The sequence below is a fragment of the Kineosporia rhizophila genome (assembly GCF_021277265.1).
Taxonomy (GTDB): domain Bacteria; phylum Actinomycetota; class Actinomycetes; order Actinomycetales; family Kineosporiaceae; genus Kineosporia; species Kineosporia rhizophila.
On record NZ_JAJSOH010000004.1, the window covers coordinates 342,293 to 359,497 of the forward strand.

Here is a 17,205-nt window from a genome sequence, read left to right on the forward strand (position 1 = left end):
TTGCCCGAGTCGCCCAGTTCCGTCGCTCAAGAGACTAGGGAAGCCCACCGACAAAATGGCCCGCGACCCACCGCGGACACACAGCGCGAAAGCGTCATTCCGGAAAGTAGTCTGAGCCGCAGATCCGAAGGAGGAGTCATGCCGTACGACCAGGAACTCGCCGAGCGGCTGCGTGCAGTCCTCGCCGGACGCGGTCCATTCACCGAGAAGAAGATGTTCGGCGGCCTGTGCTTCCTGGTCGGCGGCAAGATGGTGTTCGCCGCCAGTCACACCGGCGATCTGCTGGTGCGCGTCGACCCGGCCAAGTTCGACGAGTACACCGGGCGTGGGGCCGAGGAGGCGATGATGGGCCGCGACCGCCCGATGAGCCCGGGCTGGCTGACGGTCCCGATCTCCCGCCTCGAGAACGAGTCAGAGCTGCTTTTCTGGACGGGGGTCGCCTTCGACTTCCACGCCACCCTCGGCTGACTCACCCCGCGAGCCGAACGGCCACCACCAGTTGACCGGCCCGAGGGCAGCCACCAGGGCCGGGGCCAGCACCCCGCGCACGATCGTCGCGTCGATGATGATGCCCAGCGCCAGGCCGGTGGCCAGGATCTTCACGTCGGTGGTGGGGATCTGGCTGAGCGAGACGAACGCCAGGAACAGGATCAGCGCGGCACTGGTCACCAGCCGGCCGGTGCGTGAGATGCCGTGCACCGTGGCCTCGTCGGTGCTGTGTCCGGCGTCGTGCTCCTCCTTGATCCGGGACAGGAGAAACACCTCGTAGTCCATCGAGAGCCCGAACAGGAACGCGAAGATGGCGATCGGGATCCAGACCGTGACCGCTCCCGACGGCTCCCGGTCGAACAGCAGCTGAGTGCCGTGGCCGCCCTGCCAGATCCACACCGTGATGCCGAACGCGGCGCCCAGCGAGATCACGTTGAGCAGCAGCGCCTTGGCCGGCAGGGCGATCGAGCGCAGGGCCACCGCCAGCAGCAGGAACGTGATGGCAATGATGGCCAGCAGAATCCACCAGGCGTTGCCGTAGACGGTCTCGATGAAGTCCTGGTCCTGCGGCTGCACCCCACCGACCTGGGCCCCGAGGTCTTCAGCCGCATCGCGCACTTGCGTGGCAACCTCCGATCCGGCTCCCGAAGTGACGTCTTCCTGCGTCCACACATCGACCACGGCCTGGCCGTCGGCGGTCCGCCACTGCGCAGGGGCAAGCACCCCGGCGACCCCGTCGATGCCCTCGACTGCCGACACCACCTGCTCCGGCTGGTCGGTGAGGATCTCGATCGGCGCCGAGAGCCCAGCCCCGGGCCCGTCGCCCGACAACTCCGTCACCGCTACCGCGGCCGGGCTCTCCCCGGCGGCCAGCGAATTGTTTGTGGGTACGCCCAGGCGCAGGCCAAACGCTGGTAGGGCCAGCACGATGAGCAGCACGGCCGAGCCCACAGCCGACAGCCAGCGGTGCCGCACCACGAACGCGCCCACCCCGCGCCAGAGCCGGCTCTCCGGATTCGAGCTGCGTCGGTGCGGCCAGGACAGCTTCTGCCCGAACAACAGCAGCAACGCCGGCAGCAGGGTGAGTGAGGCAGCCACGCTGATCACCGGGATGAGCAGGCCGGTATAGCCCACGCTGCGCAGGAACGGCACCGGCATGGCGATCAGGGCGGCCAGGCTGATCGCCACCGTGACTCCGGAGAACAGCACCGACCGCCCGGCCGTGCGCATCGCCGTGTGCACCGCCTGCTCCGGCGTCGCCCCGTTCCCGGTCTCCTCCCGCCAGCGCGTGACCAGCAGTAATGCGTAGTCGATGGCCACGCCCAGCCCGATCAGGGCCAGCAGGTACTGCACCACGAACGAGACGTCGGTGAGCCCGGTGAGCCCCCAGAGGATCGCGAACGTGGTCAGGATCGAGGCGGCGGCGATGATCAGCGGCATCAGGGCCAGGAACGAGCCGAACACCAAGGTCAGCACGATCGCGGCGCCGAGCCCTCCGGACAGCGTCTCGACCAGCGCACTGCCCTGGACCTCACCCTCCTCGAAACCCAGCGCATCCCTGCCCGTGACCACCACGGACGTCCCTAGTTCGGTTTGCAGCTCTTCGGCCACCGGCCGCAAGGCCTCGAGCGCAACGGCGTACGGCTGTTCGGCCGCATCCGGCGCGGGGTAGATCAGCATCACTCCCGTAGTGCCGTCGTCCGACAGGAGGTCGGAACTGTCTGCGTAGCTGGCAATCCGCGCTCCCGGCAGCGCCTGACCGACTGCCTCGGAAATCGGTGCGGCGGTCTGCAGATCGACCTTCTGCTCACCGTCGCCCACGGCCAGAAGCACCGGCGGGAAAGAGCCGCCCGATCCGATCCCCCTGAGGATGTCCATGTTGGCCTCGTAGGCGTCCTGCCCCGGAAGGCCGAAGTCGTAGGCGAGCCTTTCCGTGGCCTTAGGGGCAGCGAATCCGCCGAAGGCGGCCAGAGCGATCCACAGGGCGACCATCCACCAGGGACGGGCTACGACCAGCCGGGACAGGAAAGTCATCAGGTTCTCCGTCGACCTCGGCGTCGGGGGACAGCCCAAGATCACACGGGCACTACCGGGCACGCTACCCACGCGGTCGACCCAGTGCCGCTCGGCCCGTACACCCTCAGATGTACGCCGGGACCGATCCGTGGGCTGACGATTACCTACCCCCAAATTCCTAGCCTTTAGGTCATGATCTCGTGCAGGCATCTGACCAAGCGCTACGGCAGCCGAATCGCCGTACAGGACCTGAGTTTCGACGTACAGCCAGGCGTGGTCACCGCGTTTCTCGGACCGAACGGCGCCGGCAAGTCGACCACCCTGCGGCTCATGCTCGAACTCGACCACGGCGAAGGCGTGACCACCTTCGACGGCACTCGGTTCAGCCAGATGAGCGACCCCGTGCACACAGTGGGCGCCGTGCTGGAGACCCGTGCATGGCACCCGGGCCGCACTGCGCGAAACCATCTGCGCATGCTCGCCATCGGCGGTGGGGTAGCCGAACAACGAGTGGACGAGGTGCTCACCACGGTCGGTCTGGCGGACGTTGCGGACCGGCGGCCAGGGGGATTCTCGCTAGGTATGGCGCAGCGCCTGAGCCTGGCGGCGGCCCTGCTCGGCGATCCAGGCACGATCATCCTCGACGAACCCGAGAACGGCCTCGACCCCCAGGGCATCCACTGGCTGCGCACGCTGCTGCGAGGGCTGGCCAACGAAGGACGCACGGTGCTGGTTTCCAGCCACCAGCTGGCTGGGGTGGAGGCGCTGGCTCAGGAGGTGGTCGTGCTCGGCCGCGGCCGGGTACTGGCCCAGGGGAGCCTGCAGCAGTTCGTGGCCGAAGCCGGAGCAGAACGGCTTGAGGACGCGTATCTGCAGGTCACCGAGGAAGCCGTCGAGTATGTGGGGGGAGCCGAACATGTCTGAGCAGATCCGGCGGGCGCTGGCGATGGAGTGGTTCCGGCTGCGCACATTGCGCAGTACCTGGTTGATCACGGGGTTGGGTCTGGTCTCGTCGGTCGGGTTGGCGCTCGCAGTCGTAATGGTGGACGGGGAACCCGCCGACGCCGACCTGGCCCGGGCGGTGCTCAACCCCGGGCAGCCCGCTCCGCTCGCCATTCTGCTGGGCACTCTCGGCGTACTGGCCTGGGGGCACGACCACAGGTACGGCACGATCCGCCCCCTGCTGACCGTGCTGCCCGACCGCCGGGTGCTCGCCGTCGCCCGTACCGTGGTGATGACGGCGTACCTGTTCACCGTGGTGGTGCTGTGCGAAGCAGCGGCCTGGCTCACCGGGCTGCTGGCCACCGGCGGCGACCTGGCCGAATTCGCCTCCGACTCCCTGGTGCAGCGCAACGGCCTGGGCATGGTCGTGCTCGGCCTGGGCATCGGCTGGTTCGGCCTGGCTCTGGGCGCTCTTCTACCCTCCCTGCCCGCCGCCATCGCGACCTACGTCATCTATCCGGCCGTGGTCGAGCCGATGGTCGGCATGCTGCTCAGCGAGATCCGTGAAGATGCCAATCTGTGGCTGCCTTTCGCCAGCTTCGGCCCGCTGGTCGGCGTGGACGACGGCGGCCCGGCCCCAGCGGTGGCGGTGGTGCTGTTCCTGGGCGTGATGGTGGCCCTCAACCTGATCGCTCTGACCCGCTTCCGCTCCCGTGACGTCTAGGTCCTGGTCTATGAGGTGTGCACCGTGTACCAGGTGTACACCTCATGGGAATCTGCCCGCCTTCTCCTTCGTCTCCGCCGAGGATCCACAGAACAGGATCTAATCTCGTGGGTATGCACGCCTGGCTACGGCGAACCGTCCGCGACCACCCGGTGCTGGTCGACCTGCTGGTCGTGCTCGCCGGCCTGGTCGGGGCCTGGGCCTCGGTGTTCTACGTCGCGGGCCAGATCGGCTGGCCCGCGGCCCTGCTCCTCGGCCCTCTGCCGGCGCTCACCCTGTTCTGGCGACGGCAAGCACCTTTCACCGTGTTCGGAGTGGCGGTGGTGGCTGCGCTGGCGTACTGGGTGTTCGGGGTGGCGGTCAACGGCGCCCACGCGGTGCTGGTGCTGTCGCTGTACAGCATCGCCCGGCACGAGCCAGCGCGATCCGGCCGCATCGCCCTGGGTGTATGCCTGGCTCTGGTCGCGGTGACCCCGTTGCGCCAGCCCTTCCAAGGGCCCGGAAACACCATTCTGCAGGGCCTCTTCGTGCTCGTGGTCTGGGTGCTCGCCACGAACGTCGCTCTGCGGCAGGCCTATCTGCAGGCGCTGGAAGAACGGGCAGCCCGGCTTGAACGTGAGCGGGACGCGGACGTGCGCGCGGCCACGCTCACCGAGCGCACCCGGATCGCCCGCGAGATGCACGACGTGGTGGCGCATCACGTGAGCGTCATGGTGGTGCAGGCCGAGGGCGCGACCTGGGCCATCGACACAGCCCCCGACCAGGCCAAGGCGGCAGTCACCACGATCGCCGAGACCGGACGCTCGACCCTCACCGAACTGCGCCGCCTGCTCGGCGTATTAAGGGACGGCGAGGCCGAATCCGTGGCTCCACAGCCCGATTTGGGTGCTATCTTTGGTTTGGTCGATCAGTTCCGGCTCAGCGGGCTCGACGTGCGGTGCAGTCCGGTTCCGGCGGTGGGGGATGTCCCGGAAAGCGTTCAGCTGGCGGTCTATCGCGTGGTGGAAGAGGGGCTGACGAACGCGTTGAAGCACGTGGGTGTGGGGGCACGGGTAGACGTTGAGTTCGAGCACGTCGAGCCGGCGGGAGAGATTCGCGTGGAGGTTCGCGACGGGGGCAGCCGACGCGCAGAGGTGGGTGGGAAAGAGGTTGCAGCGGTCAGTGCAGATTTGCCCGGCGCCGGGCACGGTTTGATTGGGATCAATGAGCGTGCAGCCCTTTTCGGTGGGCGTGCCCAGATCGGTCCCACGCCCGAAGGTGGCTTCGCCGTGCGCGCCTGGTTCCCGGTGACGGCGGCATGAGTGGGGGCGGCTTGGGCAGACATCGCTCGGTCGGGGGCGGCGTGGACGGTGTGGCTGGGAGCGGCGGGGGTGGTGACGGCATGATCCGCGTGGCCCTGGTGGACGACCAGGAACTTGTGCGCACGGGCTTCCGTATGGTGCTGCAGGCTCAGCCTGACATGGAGGTCGTGGGCGAGGCGGGGGACGGGCGTCAGGCGCTGGAGTTGCTGGCCTCTACGCCGGCCGATGTGGTGCTCATGGATGTGCGCATGCCCCACCTCGACGGGGTCGAGGCCACGCGGCGCCTGCAGAAGGGCGAAAACCCGCCTCACGTGCTCATACTCACCACGTTCGACCTTGATGAGTACGCCTACGCCGGGCTCCAGGCGGGTGCGAGCGGGTTCCTGCTGAAAGACGTGCCCAGTGCTGAGCTGCTCTACGGCATCCGCGCGGTGGCCGGGGGCGACTCGATTGTGGCCCCCAGCACCACCAAGCGCCTGCTCGAGCACTTCGTGCCTAAGTTCGACGCCACCGCGGGCGCCCACCGGCACGGTGGGGCCCGGCTCGACCTGCTCACCGAGCGCGAGCGCGACGTGCTGGTCATGGTCGCCCGGGGGCTGTCCAACAGCGACATCGCTGAACAGCTGGTCATTGCCGAGACCACGGTCAAGACCCACGTGCACCGCATCCTGACCAAACTCGGCCTGCGCGACCGCGTCCAGGCCGTCGTCCTCGCCTACGAGACCGGCCTGGTCCGCCCGGGCGGGTGAACACCGCCGCCGCCTGCATCCAGCCGCATCGTCGGAACCTCCCTGAGCCGTACCAGCGCATCGCCGCCGCACCATCCGCGACGGCGTGCCACCATCGCGACTCAGGACGGTGCCCACCATGGAGATGCAAAGCCGAGGTTCGGACGAACTGCTCAAGGAAGCCCTCCGGTCAGGCCCGCGGCCGATCGACGACCGCATGATCGAGTACCTGGCTCGCAAGATCCGCACCATCGACGTCAACGACATCCTGGTCAAGGGCACCCCCAGGCCGGACTGGCTCAAGGCGGTCCTCCTGCCCGGCGACGCCCAGGCGGCCGGGGCCCTGGCCGGTGAGCTGCTCCAGGACCTGCACCGCGAGGACAAGGCCGTTCCGGTCAAGATCAGCGTCCTGACCCGGGGCATCCCGTGGCCCGAGCAGTTCAAGGTCGAGCTCGAGATCGGCCAGGGCCCGGCCTGACCACCCCGAAGCCGAGAGCCAGATCATGCCGCCCACCGGCCCCCGCTCCATCCTCCAGGTGCATCCCAGCCGCCGCTGCAATCTGCGCTGCCGGCACTGCTACTCGAACTCCGGTCCTGACGTCGACGACACGATGGAGCTCAGCCACCTGCTCCAGCTCATCGACGACAGCGCCGGCCTCGGGTACGACGTGCTTAGCGTGTCCGGCGGTGAGCCGCTGATGTACCCGTCGCTGCCCGAGCTGCTCGAACGCGCCCGGTGCAACGGTCTGAGAACCACGGTGACCAGCAACGGAACACTGCTCTCGGCCAGGAGACTGGAACGGATCGCCGGGCTGGTTGACGTGCTGGCCATCTCGCTGGACGGAAGCCCGGAATCGCATGCGGCGATGCGGCAGTCCGGCCGGGCCTTCAGCACCATGAAGTCCCGGCTGGACGCCGTCCGGGCCGCCGGTGTCCCGTTCGGCTTCGTCTTCACCCTGACCATGTTCAACGTGCACGAGCTGGCTTACGTGGCGCAGTTCGCGGCCGAGCAGGGCGCCGGGCTGGTGCAGGTGCACCCACTCGAAGCTGAAGGCGCAGCCGCAGCCAACCTCGCCCACGCGGTGCCGGACTCGCGAGAGTGCGCCTTCGCCGTGGTCGAGGCCGCCCGGCTGGAGGCCGAGCACGGCCTGCGCATTCAGGTCGACATCACCCACCAGACCGAGATCGAGCGCTGTCCCGAGGCTTTCCTTGCCTTCGCCGACGAACCGCGCACATCCCTCGGCACATGGCTGAGCCCGCTGGTGGTGGAGACCGACGGCACGGTCTCACCGCTGGCCTACGGCTTTGCCCGGGACTTCCAACTAGGGACGCTCGGCCCGGCCCGCCTGCCTGAACTCGCCGACCAGTGGGATCCCACACCGTTCCTGGACCTCTGCCGTCGTACCGCCTGCCGACTGGCCTCGGGGGAGAGGGCTTTGGTGAATTGGTACGACGAGATCACCCGGGCCGGAAGGGAGCTGGTCAGGGCATGACAGGGGTGACCATGTGGTGCCGGCCGATCGGCAGCATGAGCGGGCCGCCCGACGTGGGGTCGATGATCACCTTGCTGTCCAGGCCGAACACCGCGCGCACGGTGTCTTCGGTCAGCACCTCGGCGGGCAGGCCCGCGGCGTGCACCTTGCCCCCGGCGATCGCGATCAGGCGGTCGGCGTAGCGGGCGGCCAGGTTCAGGTCGTGCAGAACCATCACCACCGTCGTCCCGCGGGTGCGGTTCAGGTCGGTGAGCAGGTCCAGCACCTCTACCTGGTGCTGCACGTCCAGGAAGGTCGTGGGCTCGTCCAGGAGCAGCAGATCCGTCTCCTGGGCGAGCGCCATCGCGATCCAGACGCGCTGACGCTGACCGCCGGAAAGCTCGTCCACGGCACGGTCGGCCAGCTCCACGGTGTGCGTGGCTTCCAGCGCCGCTGCTACCGCCGCATCGTCTTCCGCCGACCAGCGCGAGAACACGCCCTGATGGGGATGCCGACCGCGGCCGACCAGGTCGCTGACGGTGATGCCTTCGGGTGCGATCGGCGACTGGGGCAGCAGACCGAGCTTGCGGGCCAGTTCCTTGGCCGGGGTCTTGTGCACCTCCTTGCCGTCCAGCAGCACGTGGCCGGCGCGGGGTGCGAGCAGGCGGGACATGGAACGCAGCAGGGTGGACTTGCCGCAGGCGTTGGCCCCGACGATGGCGGTGACCTTGCCCGGCGCCACCTCCAGCTCCAGGCCCTCGATGACGGTGCGCTCCTTGTAGCCGAGGCTGAGCTTCTCGACGGTGAGCTGGTGTTCGCTGGTCACAGCGCCCCTCCCGTCCGGTTCGAGCTGTGTTCACGGCTGAGGAAGGTGCGTGGGGGCTTCACAGCGCCCCTCCAGTTCGGTTCGAGCTGTGTTCACGGCTGAGGAAGGTGCGTGGGGGCTTCACAGCGCCCCTCCAGTTCGGTTCGAACGGACAATCAGATACAGAAGATAAGGCGCACCGAGCACGCCGGTGACGACCCCGACCGGGAAGCGGGTGCCCAGCGCGTACTGGCCGGCGAAGTCGGCGACGAGCACGAGCAGGGCGCCGACGAGGGCCGAGGGCAGCAGCAGCGACGAGCCCGGGCCGACCAGGCGCACGGCGATCGGGCCGGCCAGGAAGGCCAGGAAGGCGATCGGGCCGGTGACCGAGGTGGCGAAGGCGATCAGGCCTACGGCGGCGATCACGACCAGCAGCCGGGTCCGGTCCACCCGCACGCCCAGCGCCGAGGCGGTCTCGTCGCCGAGCTGCAGCATGTTCAGGTCCTTGGCGGTCATGCCCACCAGCGGCACCAGGATCACCATGATGACCAACACGGTCACCACCTCCGGCCAGCGCACGCCGTTCAGGCTGCCGGTGAGCCAGCGCAGGGCCTCTTCGTAGTCCCACTGCCCGGCGGTGGAGAGCACGTACGACGTGGCCGACTGCATCATGGCGGCAATACCGATCCCGATCAGGATCAGCCGGATCCCCGAGACGCCGTCCTTCCAGGCCAGCAGGTACACCAGCAGGGCCACGCCCAGCCCGGCCACGATGGCGAACACCGAGACGCTGGTGCCGGACAGCCCCAGGGTGATGATGGCGAACGCGGCCGCAGTGCTCGCGCCGGTGCTGATCCCGATGATGTCCGGGCTGGCCAGCGGGTTGCGCAGCATGGTCTGGAAGGTCACGCCGCCCAGGCCGAAGCAGGCTCCGGCCAGCACCGCCATCGTGGTGCGGGGCAGGCGCAGTCGGCCCACAGTGAACGAGGCCCCCTGAACCTCCTGCCCCAAGATGACTTTGAGGACGTCCATGGGCGGGTAGAACGTTCGGCCCACCATCAGCGACAGGGCGACCATCACCACGATCAGCACGACCAGGATCGCGAGCACGATGCGGCGACGCCGGTTTCGACGTACCCGCCCTTTAGTGACTGTCGCGATCGTCGCCGCGGCGGGCGTCCGTAGATCTGTAGTACTCACAGCGCGCGGACCTTCTGGCGGCGGACGATGTAGATGAAGAACGGCGCCCCCACGAACGCGGTGATGATGCCCACGTCGATCTCGCTGGGGCGGGCCACGATCCGGCCCAGCACGTCGGCCGCGACCAGGAGGCACGATCCGGTGAGGGCCGTGAACGGCAGCAGCCAACGGTGATCCGGGCCCACCAACAAGCGGCACAGGTGGGGTACGACCAGACCGACGAAGCTGATCGGCCCACAGATCGCCGTCGCAGCACCGCACAGCATGACCGCGCCCAAAGAAGCCAGCCCCCGCGCAACCGCAACCCGCTCACCCAAACCGGCCGCCACGTCGTCCCCAAGTGCCAGGGAGTTCAGGCTTTTAGCCGACAGGAAGCAGATCGCCAGTCCAACGACGAGGAAAGGCATCACCTGCCAGATCCGCGGGAAGGTAGCGCCCCCGACCCCGCCGATCTGCCAGGACTGCACGTTCTCGGAGATGTCCCCGCGCGGCAGGATGATCGCCGTAGTGAACGAGATCAGGGCCGCGCTGGTGGCCGCGCCAGCGAGCGCGAGCTTCAGGGGAGTGGGGCCACCGCGCCCCAGCGAGCCGACGGCGTAGACGAAAATCGCCGCCAACGCGGCGCCGGCGATGGCTACCCAGATGTAGGTGGTGGACTGGCTCAGGCCGAAGTACGCAAGGCCGGTAATGACGGCCAGCGAAGCGCCCATGTTGATCCCGAGAATGCCCGGGTCAGCCAAGGGATTACGGGTGACCCCCTGGAACACGGCCCCCGAGACGGCCAGCGCCGCGCCGGCGACGATGGCCAGAGCGGTCCGGGGGATCCGAACCCGAATGACCGCTTCCTCGAGGGTCGTGTTCGAGCCGCGGAGGGCGTCCAAAATCGTGGGCACCGGAACGAAACGCGTACCCACCACGATCGACGCAACCACCAGGAGCGCCAGCACTGCGAGGCCGATCAGGAACCAGGCCAAACGCACGCGCCTCGGGCGCCGCACAATGGCGGCGCCCGAGGTCGTTACCTGTTCGGTGGTGCTCACTTAGCGGCGTCGGCCTTGTCGGCCGCGTCGGCCAGCATCTTCACGTACTCCGGAACCATGGTCTCGATCGAGAGCGGCGTGGGGTTGGCCGCTGTGCCAATCTCGCTGGTGCCGTCGAGCGCGACGATCGCGCCGCTGGCCACCGCGGGCATCTTCGAAAGGATCGGGTCCTTCTTCAGGGTGTCGATCAGCTTGTCGTCGCCGTAGGTCACGATCATCTCGACATCGTTGAAGGTGTCCACCGTCTCGGCGCTGACCTCCTTCGAGAACTCGTCACCGGAGGCCGAGGCAATGCTGTCCGGCGTGCCCAGACCGAGGTCCGAGAAGAACTGCGCGCGGGTGTCCTTGTCCGTGTAGAAGCTGACCTTGCTCAGGTCGGTGGTGTCCACGTGGGTCAGGAACATCGTCTTCTTGTCGGCGAGCTGCGGGTACTTCGCGGCCTCGTCGGTCATCGTCTTCTCGATCGAGGCGATCAGCTCGTCACCCTGGGCGGTCATGCCCAGCGCCTGGCTGCTCAGCTTGATCATGTCGCGCCAGCTGGTCTCCCACGGCCCGTTCGGGTAGGGGATGGTCGGCGCGATCTCGCTGAGGGTCTTGTAGTCCTCCTCGGTCAGGCCCGAGTAGGTGGCCAGGATGATGTCCGGCTGGGTGTCGGCCACGGCCTCGAAGTCGATGCCGTCGGTCTCGTCGAACTGCACCGGGGTCTCGCCGCCGAGCTCGTCCAGCTTGGCCTTCTGCCAGGAGAGCAGGCCGTCGCCGTCCGGGTCGCCGAAGTTGGCCTTGGCGTAGCCGACCGGCACGATGCCCAGCGCCAGCGGCACCTCGTGGTTGGCCCACTGCACCGTGGCCACGCGCTCGGGCTTCTTCTCGATCACGGTCTCGCCCAGGGCGTGCTTGACGGTGATCGGGAACGAGGCCTCGGCGGCGGTGGTGGTCTCGGAGCCGGAGCTCTCCGCGTCGGAGTCCGAGCTACCACCACAGGCGGCCAGCACCAGGGCGGCCGCGGTGGCGACCGCGCCGGTGATCAGGCGACGACGAGCAAACACGGGGTACATCCTTCTTGTGGAGGGCGCGCAAGAGCGTGCGGCACAGCAGTGACTCTGCGCCGCACGACGAAGCTGAGGCTAACCTAACTGCCGGGGTTCTGTGCGCCTGGCCAGCATCGACCGTGACCTATCCGTCGCCTGTTCGTTATGACGGCCTCATCGGGCGAAACGCACATTTCCGGCGTTGAATGGACCAATGACAGCTGCCGAGCTGAGCATCTGGAACGGGTCGACGACGATGGAGCACTTCGCGGACATCCGCGGCGTCTTCCATGCCGCGTTCCCCAGACGCTCGCTGGCCGACCATCGGGACGTGCTCACCCGGCAGGCGGCCGCGCACGGCTTCATGGCCTGCGTGGCCTCGGTCGGTGGGCAGGTGGTGGCCGTCGCCTACGGGGTGCCGTTGCAATTGGGGACGGTGTGGTGGCGTGATCTCGAAGCGCACCTGAGTGCCGATTTCGTTTGGGAAGACGGCTTGCGGACGTTTGCGGTCCTCGAAGTCTTTGTGGCACCTGCGTTTCCACCGGCTTTGGGCGGGCAACTGCTGCGCTCGCTGTTGCGACAGCGGCGCGAGCGCCGGGCCACCACTCGTTCTCCGGCGGCGGTGGGGTCGTTGCCCTGGCGTTCGTGCGGGACGGCGGAAACCCAGATGTGGGTGCTGGCCCTGCCGCTCTGAGCCGGTGGCTTACCGACCCCTGCTGAGGTAAACGCGGCGCACCACGTCTTCGACATCCGGCTCCTCCACGGACAGGTCCTGCACGACCGCCCGCTCAGAAACCGCGGCGAGCAAGGCTGCTGCCGTGGTGGATTCGGAGTCGAAGGCCAGGCGCTGGCGCAGCCCGTCGGCCTCGCTGCTCACGTGCTCGGCGTGCGGCAGGTCGTTCAGGTCAGGAGTAGGCGCAGCCAGATCGACCACCAGCACGCGGCGCATCGCCACCGTGCGGGACAGCCCGGCCAGGCTGCCGTCGTAGGCCAGGCGGCCCTGGTCGACCAGCAGGATGCGCTCGCACAGCCGGCTCACGTCACCCATGTCGTGCGTGGTCAGCAGCAAGGTGGTTCCGTGCGTGACCCGTTCGGAGATGAGGAACTCGCGCAGCCGCTGCTTGCTCACCACATCCAGGCCGATCGTCGGCTCGTCGAGCACCAAGAGCTCGGGGGAGTGCAGCAGCGCCGCGGCCACCTCACCGCGCATGCGCTGCCCGAGCGACAGCTGACGAACCGGTGTGGCCAGGAACTCGCCCAGCTCCAGGTTCTCCACCAGCTCGGCCGTGCGCTTGCGCTCGCGGTCGGTGCTGAGGTCGTGGATGGCGGCCAGGATGCGGAACGACTCGGCCAGGGGCAGGTCCCACCACAACTGCGAGCGCTGCCCGAACACCACACCGAGCCGGCGGGCCAGCAGCTTGCGATCCGCCACGGGCCGCAGCCCACAGGTCAGCGCGGACCCGGAGGTAGGCACCAGGATGCCGGCGAGCATCTTGATCGTCGTGGACTTACCCGCCCCGTTGGCACCGATGTAACCGACGGCCTCACCGGCGTCCACAATTATGTTCAGATCTTCGACGGCAGTTACTTCCCGGCTCTTCAGCCCCTTGGTGCGCACCCGGAAACGCCTGGTCAGGGCCTCGGTTTGGACAATGGGCATCAGCCCCCGCCTCCTTGGTAGTGCCGCGTACCGATTCGCCAGGACAGCCAGGCCAAACCCCGCGTCCAGACCGCCGCCAACGGCGCTGCCCACCCAACCCAGCTAGGTAGATGCCAGGGCGTGGGTAGGCCGAGAAGAGTGAGGGTAGGCAGGTAGCCGGTGAAAGCCATAGGTACGGCGAAACCGAAGACCGCGACCACCGACCTGGTCCACACCGATCCCGGCTGGGTAGCGGCGTAACGCCCTCCGTAGACGATGCTGTTGGTCATCTCGGCCGCGTCGATCAGGAAGAACTGCACCCCCGAGGCAGCGATGTAGACGGCCGCGCAGATCGAGGTACCGGTCGCCAGCGACAGGGCGATGAGCAGGCAGTTGACGGGGGAGAAGGCGACGTCGTTGGCGAACAGAGCGGCGATGAGCACAGTCAGCCCCACCGCGACCCGGCTCAGACGCCGCAGGGTGATGTCACTCGTCATCAGCTGGGCCAGCAGAGGCAGCGGGCGCAGACAGAAGATGTCGAAGGTTCCGGCCCGTAGGTATCGCGGCAGCGTGTCGACGTGCCCGACCAGAAGACCGGCAATGCTGAACGCGGTATCGGCCAGACCGAACACCACCAGCACGGCCGCCAGGTCGAGACCGCCGATCTCGTCGACCGCTCGATACAGCACCCAGACCTCGGCCAGCTCAACCAGCGCCACCAGCACCGAACTGACCAGGTCAAGGGCGAAGCTCGACCGATAGCTGCTCTGCGCCCGCACCCGCGCGCCGAGCAGCACCCGATAAGGCCGGACCGCCGAAGCCAACCGCGACCGCTCAGCCACCCTGCACCTCCAGCCGACGCCGCCCTGCCCTGGTCATCAACTGACCCACGACCAGCACGGCCGCGATCCAGGCGAACTGCACGGCGACGGCCTGAACGGCATCCCAGTTCGTGATCCGGCCGGAAACCACGTCGATGGGCGTCTGCAGCATGGAGGGGAAGGGCGTGGCCTGGGCCAGCGCGAACAACCAGCCGGGGAACAGCAGGACCGGCACGAAGAGTCCGGCCAGGAAGCCCGAAATAATCATGTAGGCCAGCTGCAGCCCGCGCGTCTCCACGCTCCAGAACCCCACCACGGCCACGAGATACACCGTTAGGTAAGACAGAATCGTCCCCGCCACGATGCTCACCGCCCCCAACCCCGAGGACAGCGCATCCAGCGGCAGCCTCATACCCCCGACCACCACGCCCAGGGCAACCAAAGGCACGCCCCGGGGGAGCAGCGCGAACAACGCGCGCCCCACTTCCTGCGCCGTACTCGCCGTCTGCAGGTCTACGGGGCGCAGAAGGTCAATCGCGACGCTGCCGTCTTTCATACGGTCAGCCAGATCGCTCTGCCCCGTCAGATTCACCGACCCCAGCAACGCCTGCGACAGCCAGGTGTACGCGGTGATCGAGGCCGTGTCATAGGCCCCCATCCGCCCGCCTCCGGCATCTACGGCGGCCACCAGGATGCTGGCCTTGAGGAAGCCGAAGGTGGCGTTGGCGACCAGGCCACCGATCGCGGCCCCTCGGTAACGGGCTCCGCGACGCCAGCCGGCGGCGAACATGCGCCAGTGGATTCGGAGCCAGACGCGGGCCGTGGCGGCGATGGGGCGATGCCCTCGCGGCTGGGGTGGGGAAGGCGCGAGAAGAGACATGGCTGCCGAGACTTTAGCCGGGCTGAGCGTTGCGGGCGAAGTGCTTTTTCTACCCCTCGGAAACCAGCCGAGGCCGCCACGGCACCTGAGCGTTCTCGGCATGCTGAGCCGCCTCAATCAACACCTGGGCCAGTTCGCGAGCCTGCGCAGGCGTCAGCTCGAACGTCTCGCCGAGGGTGATCCGGGCGTCGCTCACCCGCCGGGTCACCGGATCGGCCAGCAGATCGAAGTCTTCCCGCTGGGCCACGCGCACCCGCACCACGTCGTTGCCCACCCCGATCACCTGGCCAATCTGCCGCTCGTGATCAATCGCCTCCTCGTCCACCACCGACGACCGCTGCCAGCGATGGCCGGCCGGGTACTTCTTTTCACGCATCCGTGTCTCCTTCCTTGCGCAGCGCGCTGAGCAGGACCTCTGCCCGCCCGTGCTCGTCCTCACCCATCACCCCGTCCCAGTCCAAGTCGTCCAGGTACTCCTGCCAGACGTGCGGTTCAGCCGCGTTGAACACGTTGCGCCCCGCGGCGTCTTGCACCTCGAGCAGCCAGAACCCGTAAAGCTCCTGGTCACCCGTCTGGAACACGGCTCGGAAACCGGTCGGGAAGCGCTCGCGGATACATTGCAGCGCCAGATGAAAATTTGCTTCGTCAACCGTGCGCTTATCGGTAGTAGTGTCAATGTAGGACGCCCGTGGCACCAATTCTTGTACCTCCCCCGAAAGTGTGGGGCCGGGCCCTCCGCTGGAGCGGAGGGAGTTCTCGTTACGGAGGGCCCGGCGTCTGATGGGCACAGCCGCTCCGCCCGAAACCCCCGTCTGCGAGCGTTGATCCGGCGACTGCCACCCGGCGACCGGTCTCGTTCGCCGGCCGCTGGGTACAGGTTGGCCTTTCCCCAAAGAATGTGCAAGATTCTATTTACCTGCCACGAACAAGTGCTTTCCTGGAACGGGAAGTCGTTCAGCCCGGGCGGGCGGAGTCTTCTATTTCGGGTGTACGATCCGTTGCGTACCGAGGGGGATGAGGTGCAGACGACAGAGGTCACGGGGTCGACCGTTCCGCGGCGGCAGCTCGGCAGGTACATGCGAGACCTGCGGGGGCGGGCGCGGATGACGGTGCGGGCGGCTGCTCAGGAGCTGGAGTGGTCGGAGGGGAAGATCTGGCGCATCGAGACCGGGCAGTCTTCGATGCGGAGTCATGATGCTGAGCTGATGTGCCGGGTCTACGGGGCTGACGTCGAGACCGCGACCGCTTTGAAAGCTCTGGCGAAGGAAACGCGGGCCACGGGTTGGTGGCACAGCTACGGCGACGTGATCCCCGAGTTCTTCGACGTGTACATCGGCCTCGAAGAAACGGCCTCCAGTTTCCGCTGGTACGAGATGGATCTCGTGCCCGGGCTACTCCAGACCGAGGCGTACGCCAGGGCCCTCATCCGCGGCGCGAACCCGAGCTTGGATGACGAAGAGATCGAGCGCCTCGTGCGAGTTCGTACCGGCCGAACGGGCTTGCTCACCCGCATGACAGCTCCGCCAACATTCCAGGCTGTAGTCGGCGAGGCCGTGCTCCGCTGCCCCGTAGGCGGATCAGCAGTCATGGCAGCGCAGCTCCACCGGATGCTGGAGCTCGGGGAGTTGGAGCACATCCAGTTGCGGGTGGTTCCGTTCGCAGCTGGCCTGCATGCCGGCCTGCACTCGCGTCCCTTTATCACTCTGCGATTCCCGGTGAAGCTCGACGGGCGGGACAGCGAACCTCCCACGGTCTACGTCGAATCCTTCACCGGTGCGCTGTACCTCGATAAGCCATCCGAGCTGGCTCGCTACGACGCCGCGTGGGATGAGCTCTGGCAATCAGCCCTGGACGAAGAGGGTTCCGCCCATCTGATCCGACAAGCGGCAAGGGAGTTCGAGCGGTGAAAGAGGAACTTGAGGGCGCGAAGTGGCGTAAGAGCAGTCATAGCAGCGGGACTGGCGGAGCGTGTGTGGAGGTCGCGTTCTTGGCGAACGGAGACGTTGCTCTGCGCGAGAGCGACGAACCTGGCGCCGTTGTGATCACCAGTGCGGCGAAGTGGGATGCGTTTTTGGCCGGAGTGCGCGACAACGAGTTCGATCCGCCCCAGCCCTGACAGC

At 67.7% G+C, this 17,205-nt stretch carries 20 protein-coding genes; 10 read left to right on the forward strand and 10 right to left on the reverse strand.

Features of this window, described 5'->3' with window-relative positions:
- Positions 1–138: 138 nt before the first annotated feature.
- On the forward strand, positions 139–468 hold the full coding sequence (locus LWF15_RS09970) for a TfoX/Sxy family protein (protein WP_232810144.1): 330 nt from the start codon (positions 139–141) through the stop codon (positions 466–468).
- Here LWF15_RS09970 and LWF15_RS09975 read toward each other — a convergent pair.
- Positions 412–2,523, reverse strand: coding sequence for an MMPL family transporter (locus LWF15_RS09975; RefSeq protein ID WP_232810145.1), 2,112 nt, complete (start codon positions 2,521–2,523; stop codon positions 412–414). The genes LWF15_RS09970 and LWF15_RS09975 overlap by 57 nt on opposite strands.
- Positions 2,524–2,697: 174 nt before the next feature.
- On the opposite strand from LWF15_RS09975, the gene LWF15_RS09980 reads away from it, so the two are divergent.
- The 6 genes from LWF15_RS09980 (at position 2,698) to LWF15_RS10005 (ending at position 7,693) form a co-directional block, all read left to right on the forward strand.
- Entirely contained in the window at positions 2,698–3,429 is a 732-nt protein-coding gene (locus LWF15_RS09980; RefSeq protein ID WP_232810146.1) for an ABC transporter ATP-binding protein, read from the forward strand.
- Positions 3,422–4,171, forward strand: coding sequence for a hypothetical protein (locus LWF15_RS09985; RefSeq protein WP_232810147.1), 750 nt, complete (start codon positions 3,422–3,424; stop codon positions 4,169–4,171). Before LWF15_RS09980 ends, LWF15_RS09985 begins: the two co-directional genes overlap by 8 nt.
- 113 nt (positions 4,172–4,284) lie before the next feature.
- Positions 4,285–5,472: a sensor histidine kinase gene (locus tag LWF15_RS09990; protein WP_456298971.1), complete on the forward strand. Its 1,188-nt coding sequence runs from the start codon at positions 4,285–4,287 to the stop codon at positions 5,470–5,472.
- Between the two features lie 80 nt (positions 5,473–5,552).
- Positions 5,553–6,221 (forward strand): response regulator transcription factor, encoded by a 669-nt coding sequence (locus LWF15_RS09995; protein WP_232810149.1) that lies wholly within the window; start codon positions 5,553–5,555, stop codon positions 6,219–6,221.
- A gap of 118 nt (positions 6,222–6,339) precedes the next feature.
- Positions 6,340–6,678, forward strand: coding sequence for a hypothetical protein (locus LWF15_RS10000; protein WP_232810150.1), 339 nt, complete (start codon positions 6,340–6,342; stop codon positions 6,676–6,678).
- Positions 6,679–6,703: 25 nt separating this feature from the next.
- On the forward strand, positions 6,704–7,693 hold the full coding sequence (locus LWF15_RS10005; protein ID WP_232810151.1) for a radical SAM protein: 990 nt from the start codon (positions 6,704–6,706) through the stop codon (positions 7,691–7,693).
- Here LWF15_RS10005 and LWF15_RS10010 read toward each other — a convergent pair.
- The 4 genes from LWF15_RS10010 to LWF15_RS10025 all read right to left on the reverse strand — a co-directional run bounded on the left by LWF15_RS10010 (position 7,683) and on the right by LWF15_RS10025 (position 11,772).
- Positions 7,683–8,498, reverse strand: a complete 816-nt coding sequence (locus tag LWF15_RS10010) for an ABC transporter ATP-binding protein (RefSeq protein WP_232810152.1) — start codon at positions 8,496–8,498, stop codon at positions 7,683–7,685. The genes LWF15_RS10005 and LWF15_RS10010 overlap by 11 nt on opposite strands.
- A 120-nt stretch (positions 8,499–8,618) precedes the next feature.
- Positions 8,619–9,587 carry a FecCD family ABC transporter permease gene (locus tag LWF15_RS10015; protein WP_232810153.1) on the reverse strand — a complete coding sequence of 323 codons (969 nt, stop codon included), beginning with the start codon at positions 9,585–9,587 and terminating at the stop codon, positions 8,619–8,621.
- Between the two features lie 86 nt (positions 9,588–9,673).
- The gene (locus LWF15_RS10020; protein WP_232810154.1) at positions 9,674–10,717 is read right to left on the reverse strand and encodes a FecCD family ABC transporter permease; all 1,044 of its coding nucleotides are present in this window, start codon (positions 10,715–10,717) and stop codon (positions 9,674–9,676) included.
- Positions 10,714–11,772, reverse strand: coding sequence for an iron-siderophore ABC transporter substrate-binding protein (locus LWF15_RS10025; RefSeq protein ID WP_269809862.1), 1,059 nt, complete (start codon positions 11,770–11,772; stop codon positions 10,714–10,716). Before LWF15_RS10025 ends, LWF15_RS10020 begins: the two co-directional genes overlap by 4 nt.
- Before the next feature lie 187 nt (positions 11,773–11,959).
- Between LWF15_RS10025 and LWF15_RS10030 the strand changes: the two genes are divergently transcribed.
- A complete protein-coding gene (locus LWF15_RS10030; protein WP_232810156.1) occupies positions 11,960–12,439 on the forward strand; it encodes a hypothetical protein in 480 nt (159 codons plus the stop codon).
- Positions 12,440–12,448: 9 nt separating this feature from the next.
- Here the strand turns inward: LWF15_RS10030 and LWF15_RS10035 are convergent, their stop codons facing one another.
- From LWF15_RS10035 to LWF15_RS10055, 5 genes are all read right to left on the reverse strand, one after another.
- A complete protein-coding gene (locus LWF15_RS10035) occupies positions 12,449–13,405 on the reverse strand; it encodes an ABC transporter ATP-binding protein (RefSeq protein ID WP_232810157.1) in 957 nt (318 codons plus the stop codon).
- The gene (locus LWF15_RS10040) at positions 13,405–14,226 is read right to left on the reverse strand and encodes an ABC transporter permease (RefSeq protein ID WP_232810158.1); all 822 of its coding nucleotides are present in this window, start codon (positions 14,224–14,226) and stop codon (positions 13,405–13,407) included. Before LWF15_RS10040 ends, LWF15_RS10035 begins: the two co-directional genes overlap by 1 nt.
- Positions 14,219–14,995: an ABC transporter permease gene (locus tag LWF15_RS10045; RefSeq protein WP_232810159.1), complete on the reverse strand. Its 777-nt coding sequence runs from the start codon at positions 14,993–14,995 to the stop codon at positions 14,219–14,221. The genes LWF15_RS10040 and LWF15_RS10045 overlap by 8 nt, the downstream gene beginning before the upstream one ends.
- 139 nt (positions 14,996–15,134) lie before the next feature.
- On the reverse strand, positions 15,135–15,461 hold the full coding sequence (locus LWF15_RS10050; RefSeq protein ID WP_232810160.1) for a hypothetical protein: 327 nt from the start codon (positions 15,459–15,461) through the stop codon (positions 15,135–15,137).
- Positions 15,454–15,666, reverse strand: a complete 213-nt coding sequence (locus tag LWF15_RS10055; protein ID WP_232810161.1) for a hypothetical protein — start codon at positions 15,664–15,666, stop codon at positions 15,454–15,456. Before LWF15_RS10055 ends, LWF15_RS10050 begins: the two co-directional genes overlap by 8 nt.
- Positions 15,667–16,071: 405 nt before the next feature.
- On the opposite strand from LWF15_RS10055, the gene LWF15_RS10060 reads away from it, so the two are divergent.
- Complete coding sequence (locus LWF15_RS10060; RefSeq protein WP_232810162.1) at positions 16,072–16,992, forward strand: helix-turn-helix domain-containing protein; 921 nt, start codon at positions 16,072–16,074, stop codon at positions 16,990–16,992.
- Positions 16,989–17,201 carry a DUF397 domain-containing protein gene (locus LWF15_RS36200; protein WP_285624134.1) on the forward strand — a complete coding sequence of 71 codons (213 nt, stop codon included), beginning with the start codon at positions 16,989–16,991 and terminating at the stop codon, positions 17,199–17,201. The genes LWF15_RS10060 and LWF15_RS36200 overlap by 4 nt, the downstream gene beginning before the upstream one ends.
- Positions 17,202–17,205: the final 4 nt, after the last annotated feature.

Excerpts from the sequence above, each read along its gene's own strand:
- LWF15_RS09970 (WP_232810144.1), top strand. The coding sequence starts at position 139 with ATGCCGTACGACCAGGAACTCGCCGAGCGGCTGCGTGCAGTCCTCGCC.
- LWF15_RS09975 (WP_232810145.1), bottom strand. The coding sequence starts at position 2,523 with ATGACTTTCCTGTCCCGGCTGGTCGTAGCCCGTCCCTGGTGGATGGTC.
- LWF15_RS09980 (WP_232810146.1), top strand. The coding sequence starts at position 2,698 with ATGATCTCGTGCAGGCATCTGACCAAGCGCTACGGCAGCCGAATCGCC.
- LWF15_RS09985 (WP_232810147.1), top strand. The coding sequence starts at position 3,422 with ATGTCTGAGCAGATCCGGCGGGCGCTGGCGATGGAGTGGTTCCGGCTG.
- LWF15_RS09990 (WP_456298971.1), top strand. The coding sequence starts at position 4,285 with ATGCACGCCTGGCTACGGCGAACCGTCCGCGACCACCCGGTGCTGGTC.
- LWF15_RS09995 (WP_232810149.1), top strand. The coding sequence starts at position 5,553 with ATGATCCGCGTGGCCCTGGTGGACGACCAGGAACTTGTGCGCACGGGC.
- LWF15_RS10000 (WP_232810150.1), top strand. The coding sequence starts at position 6,340 with ATGGAGATGCAAAGCCGAGGTTCGGACGAACTGCTCAAGGAAGCCCTC.
- LWF15_RS10005 (WP_232810151.1), top strand. The coding sequence starts at position 6,704 with ATGCCGCCCACCGGCCCCCGCTCCATCCTCCAGGTGCATCCCAGCCGC.
- LWF15_RS10025 (WP_269809862.1), bottom strand. The coding sequence starts at position 11,772 with ATGTACCCCGTGTTTGCTCGTCGTCGCCTGATCACCGGCGCGGTCGCC.
- LWF15_RS10030 (WP_232810156.1), top strand. The coding sequence starts at position 11,960 with ATGACAGCTGCCGAGCTGAGCATCTGGAACGGGTCGACGACGATGGAG.
- LWF15_RS10035 (WP_232810157.1), bottom strand. The coding sequence starts at position 13,405 with ATGCCCATTGTCCAAACCGAGGCCCTGACCAGGCGTTTCCGGGTGCGC.
- LWF15_RS10045 (WP_232810159.1), bottom strand. The coding sequence starts at position 14,995 with ATGTTCGCCGCCGGCTGGCGTCGCGGAGCCCGTTACCGAGGGGCCGCG.
- LWF15_RS10050 (WP_232810160.1), bottom strand. The coding sequence starts at position 15,461 with ATGCGTGAAAAGAAGTACCCGGCCGGCCATCGCTGGCAGCGGTCGTCG.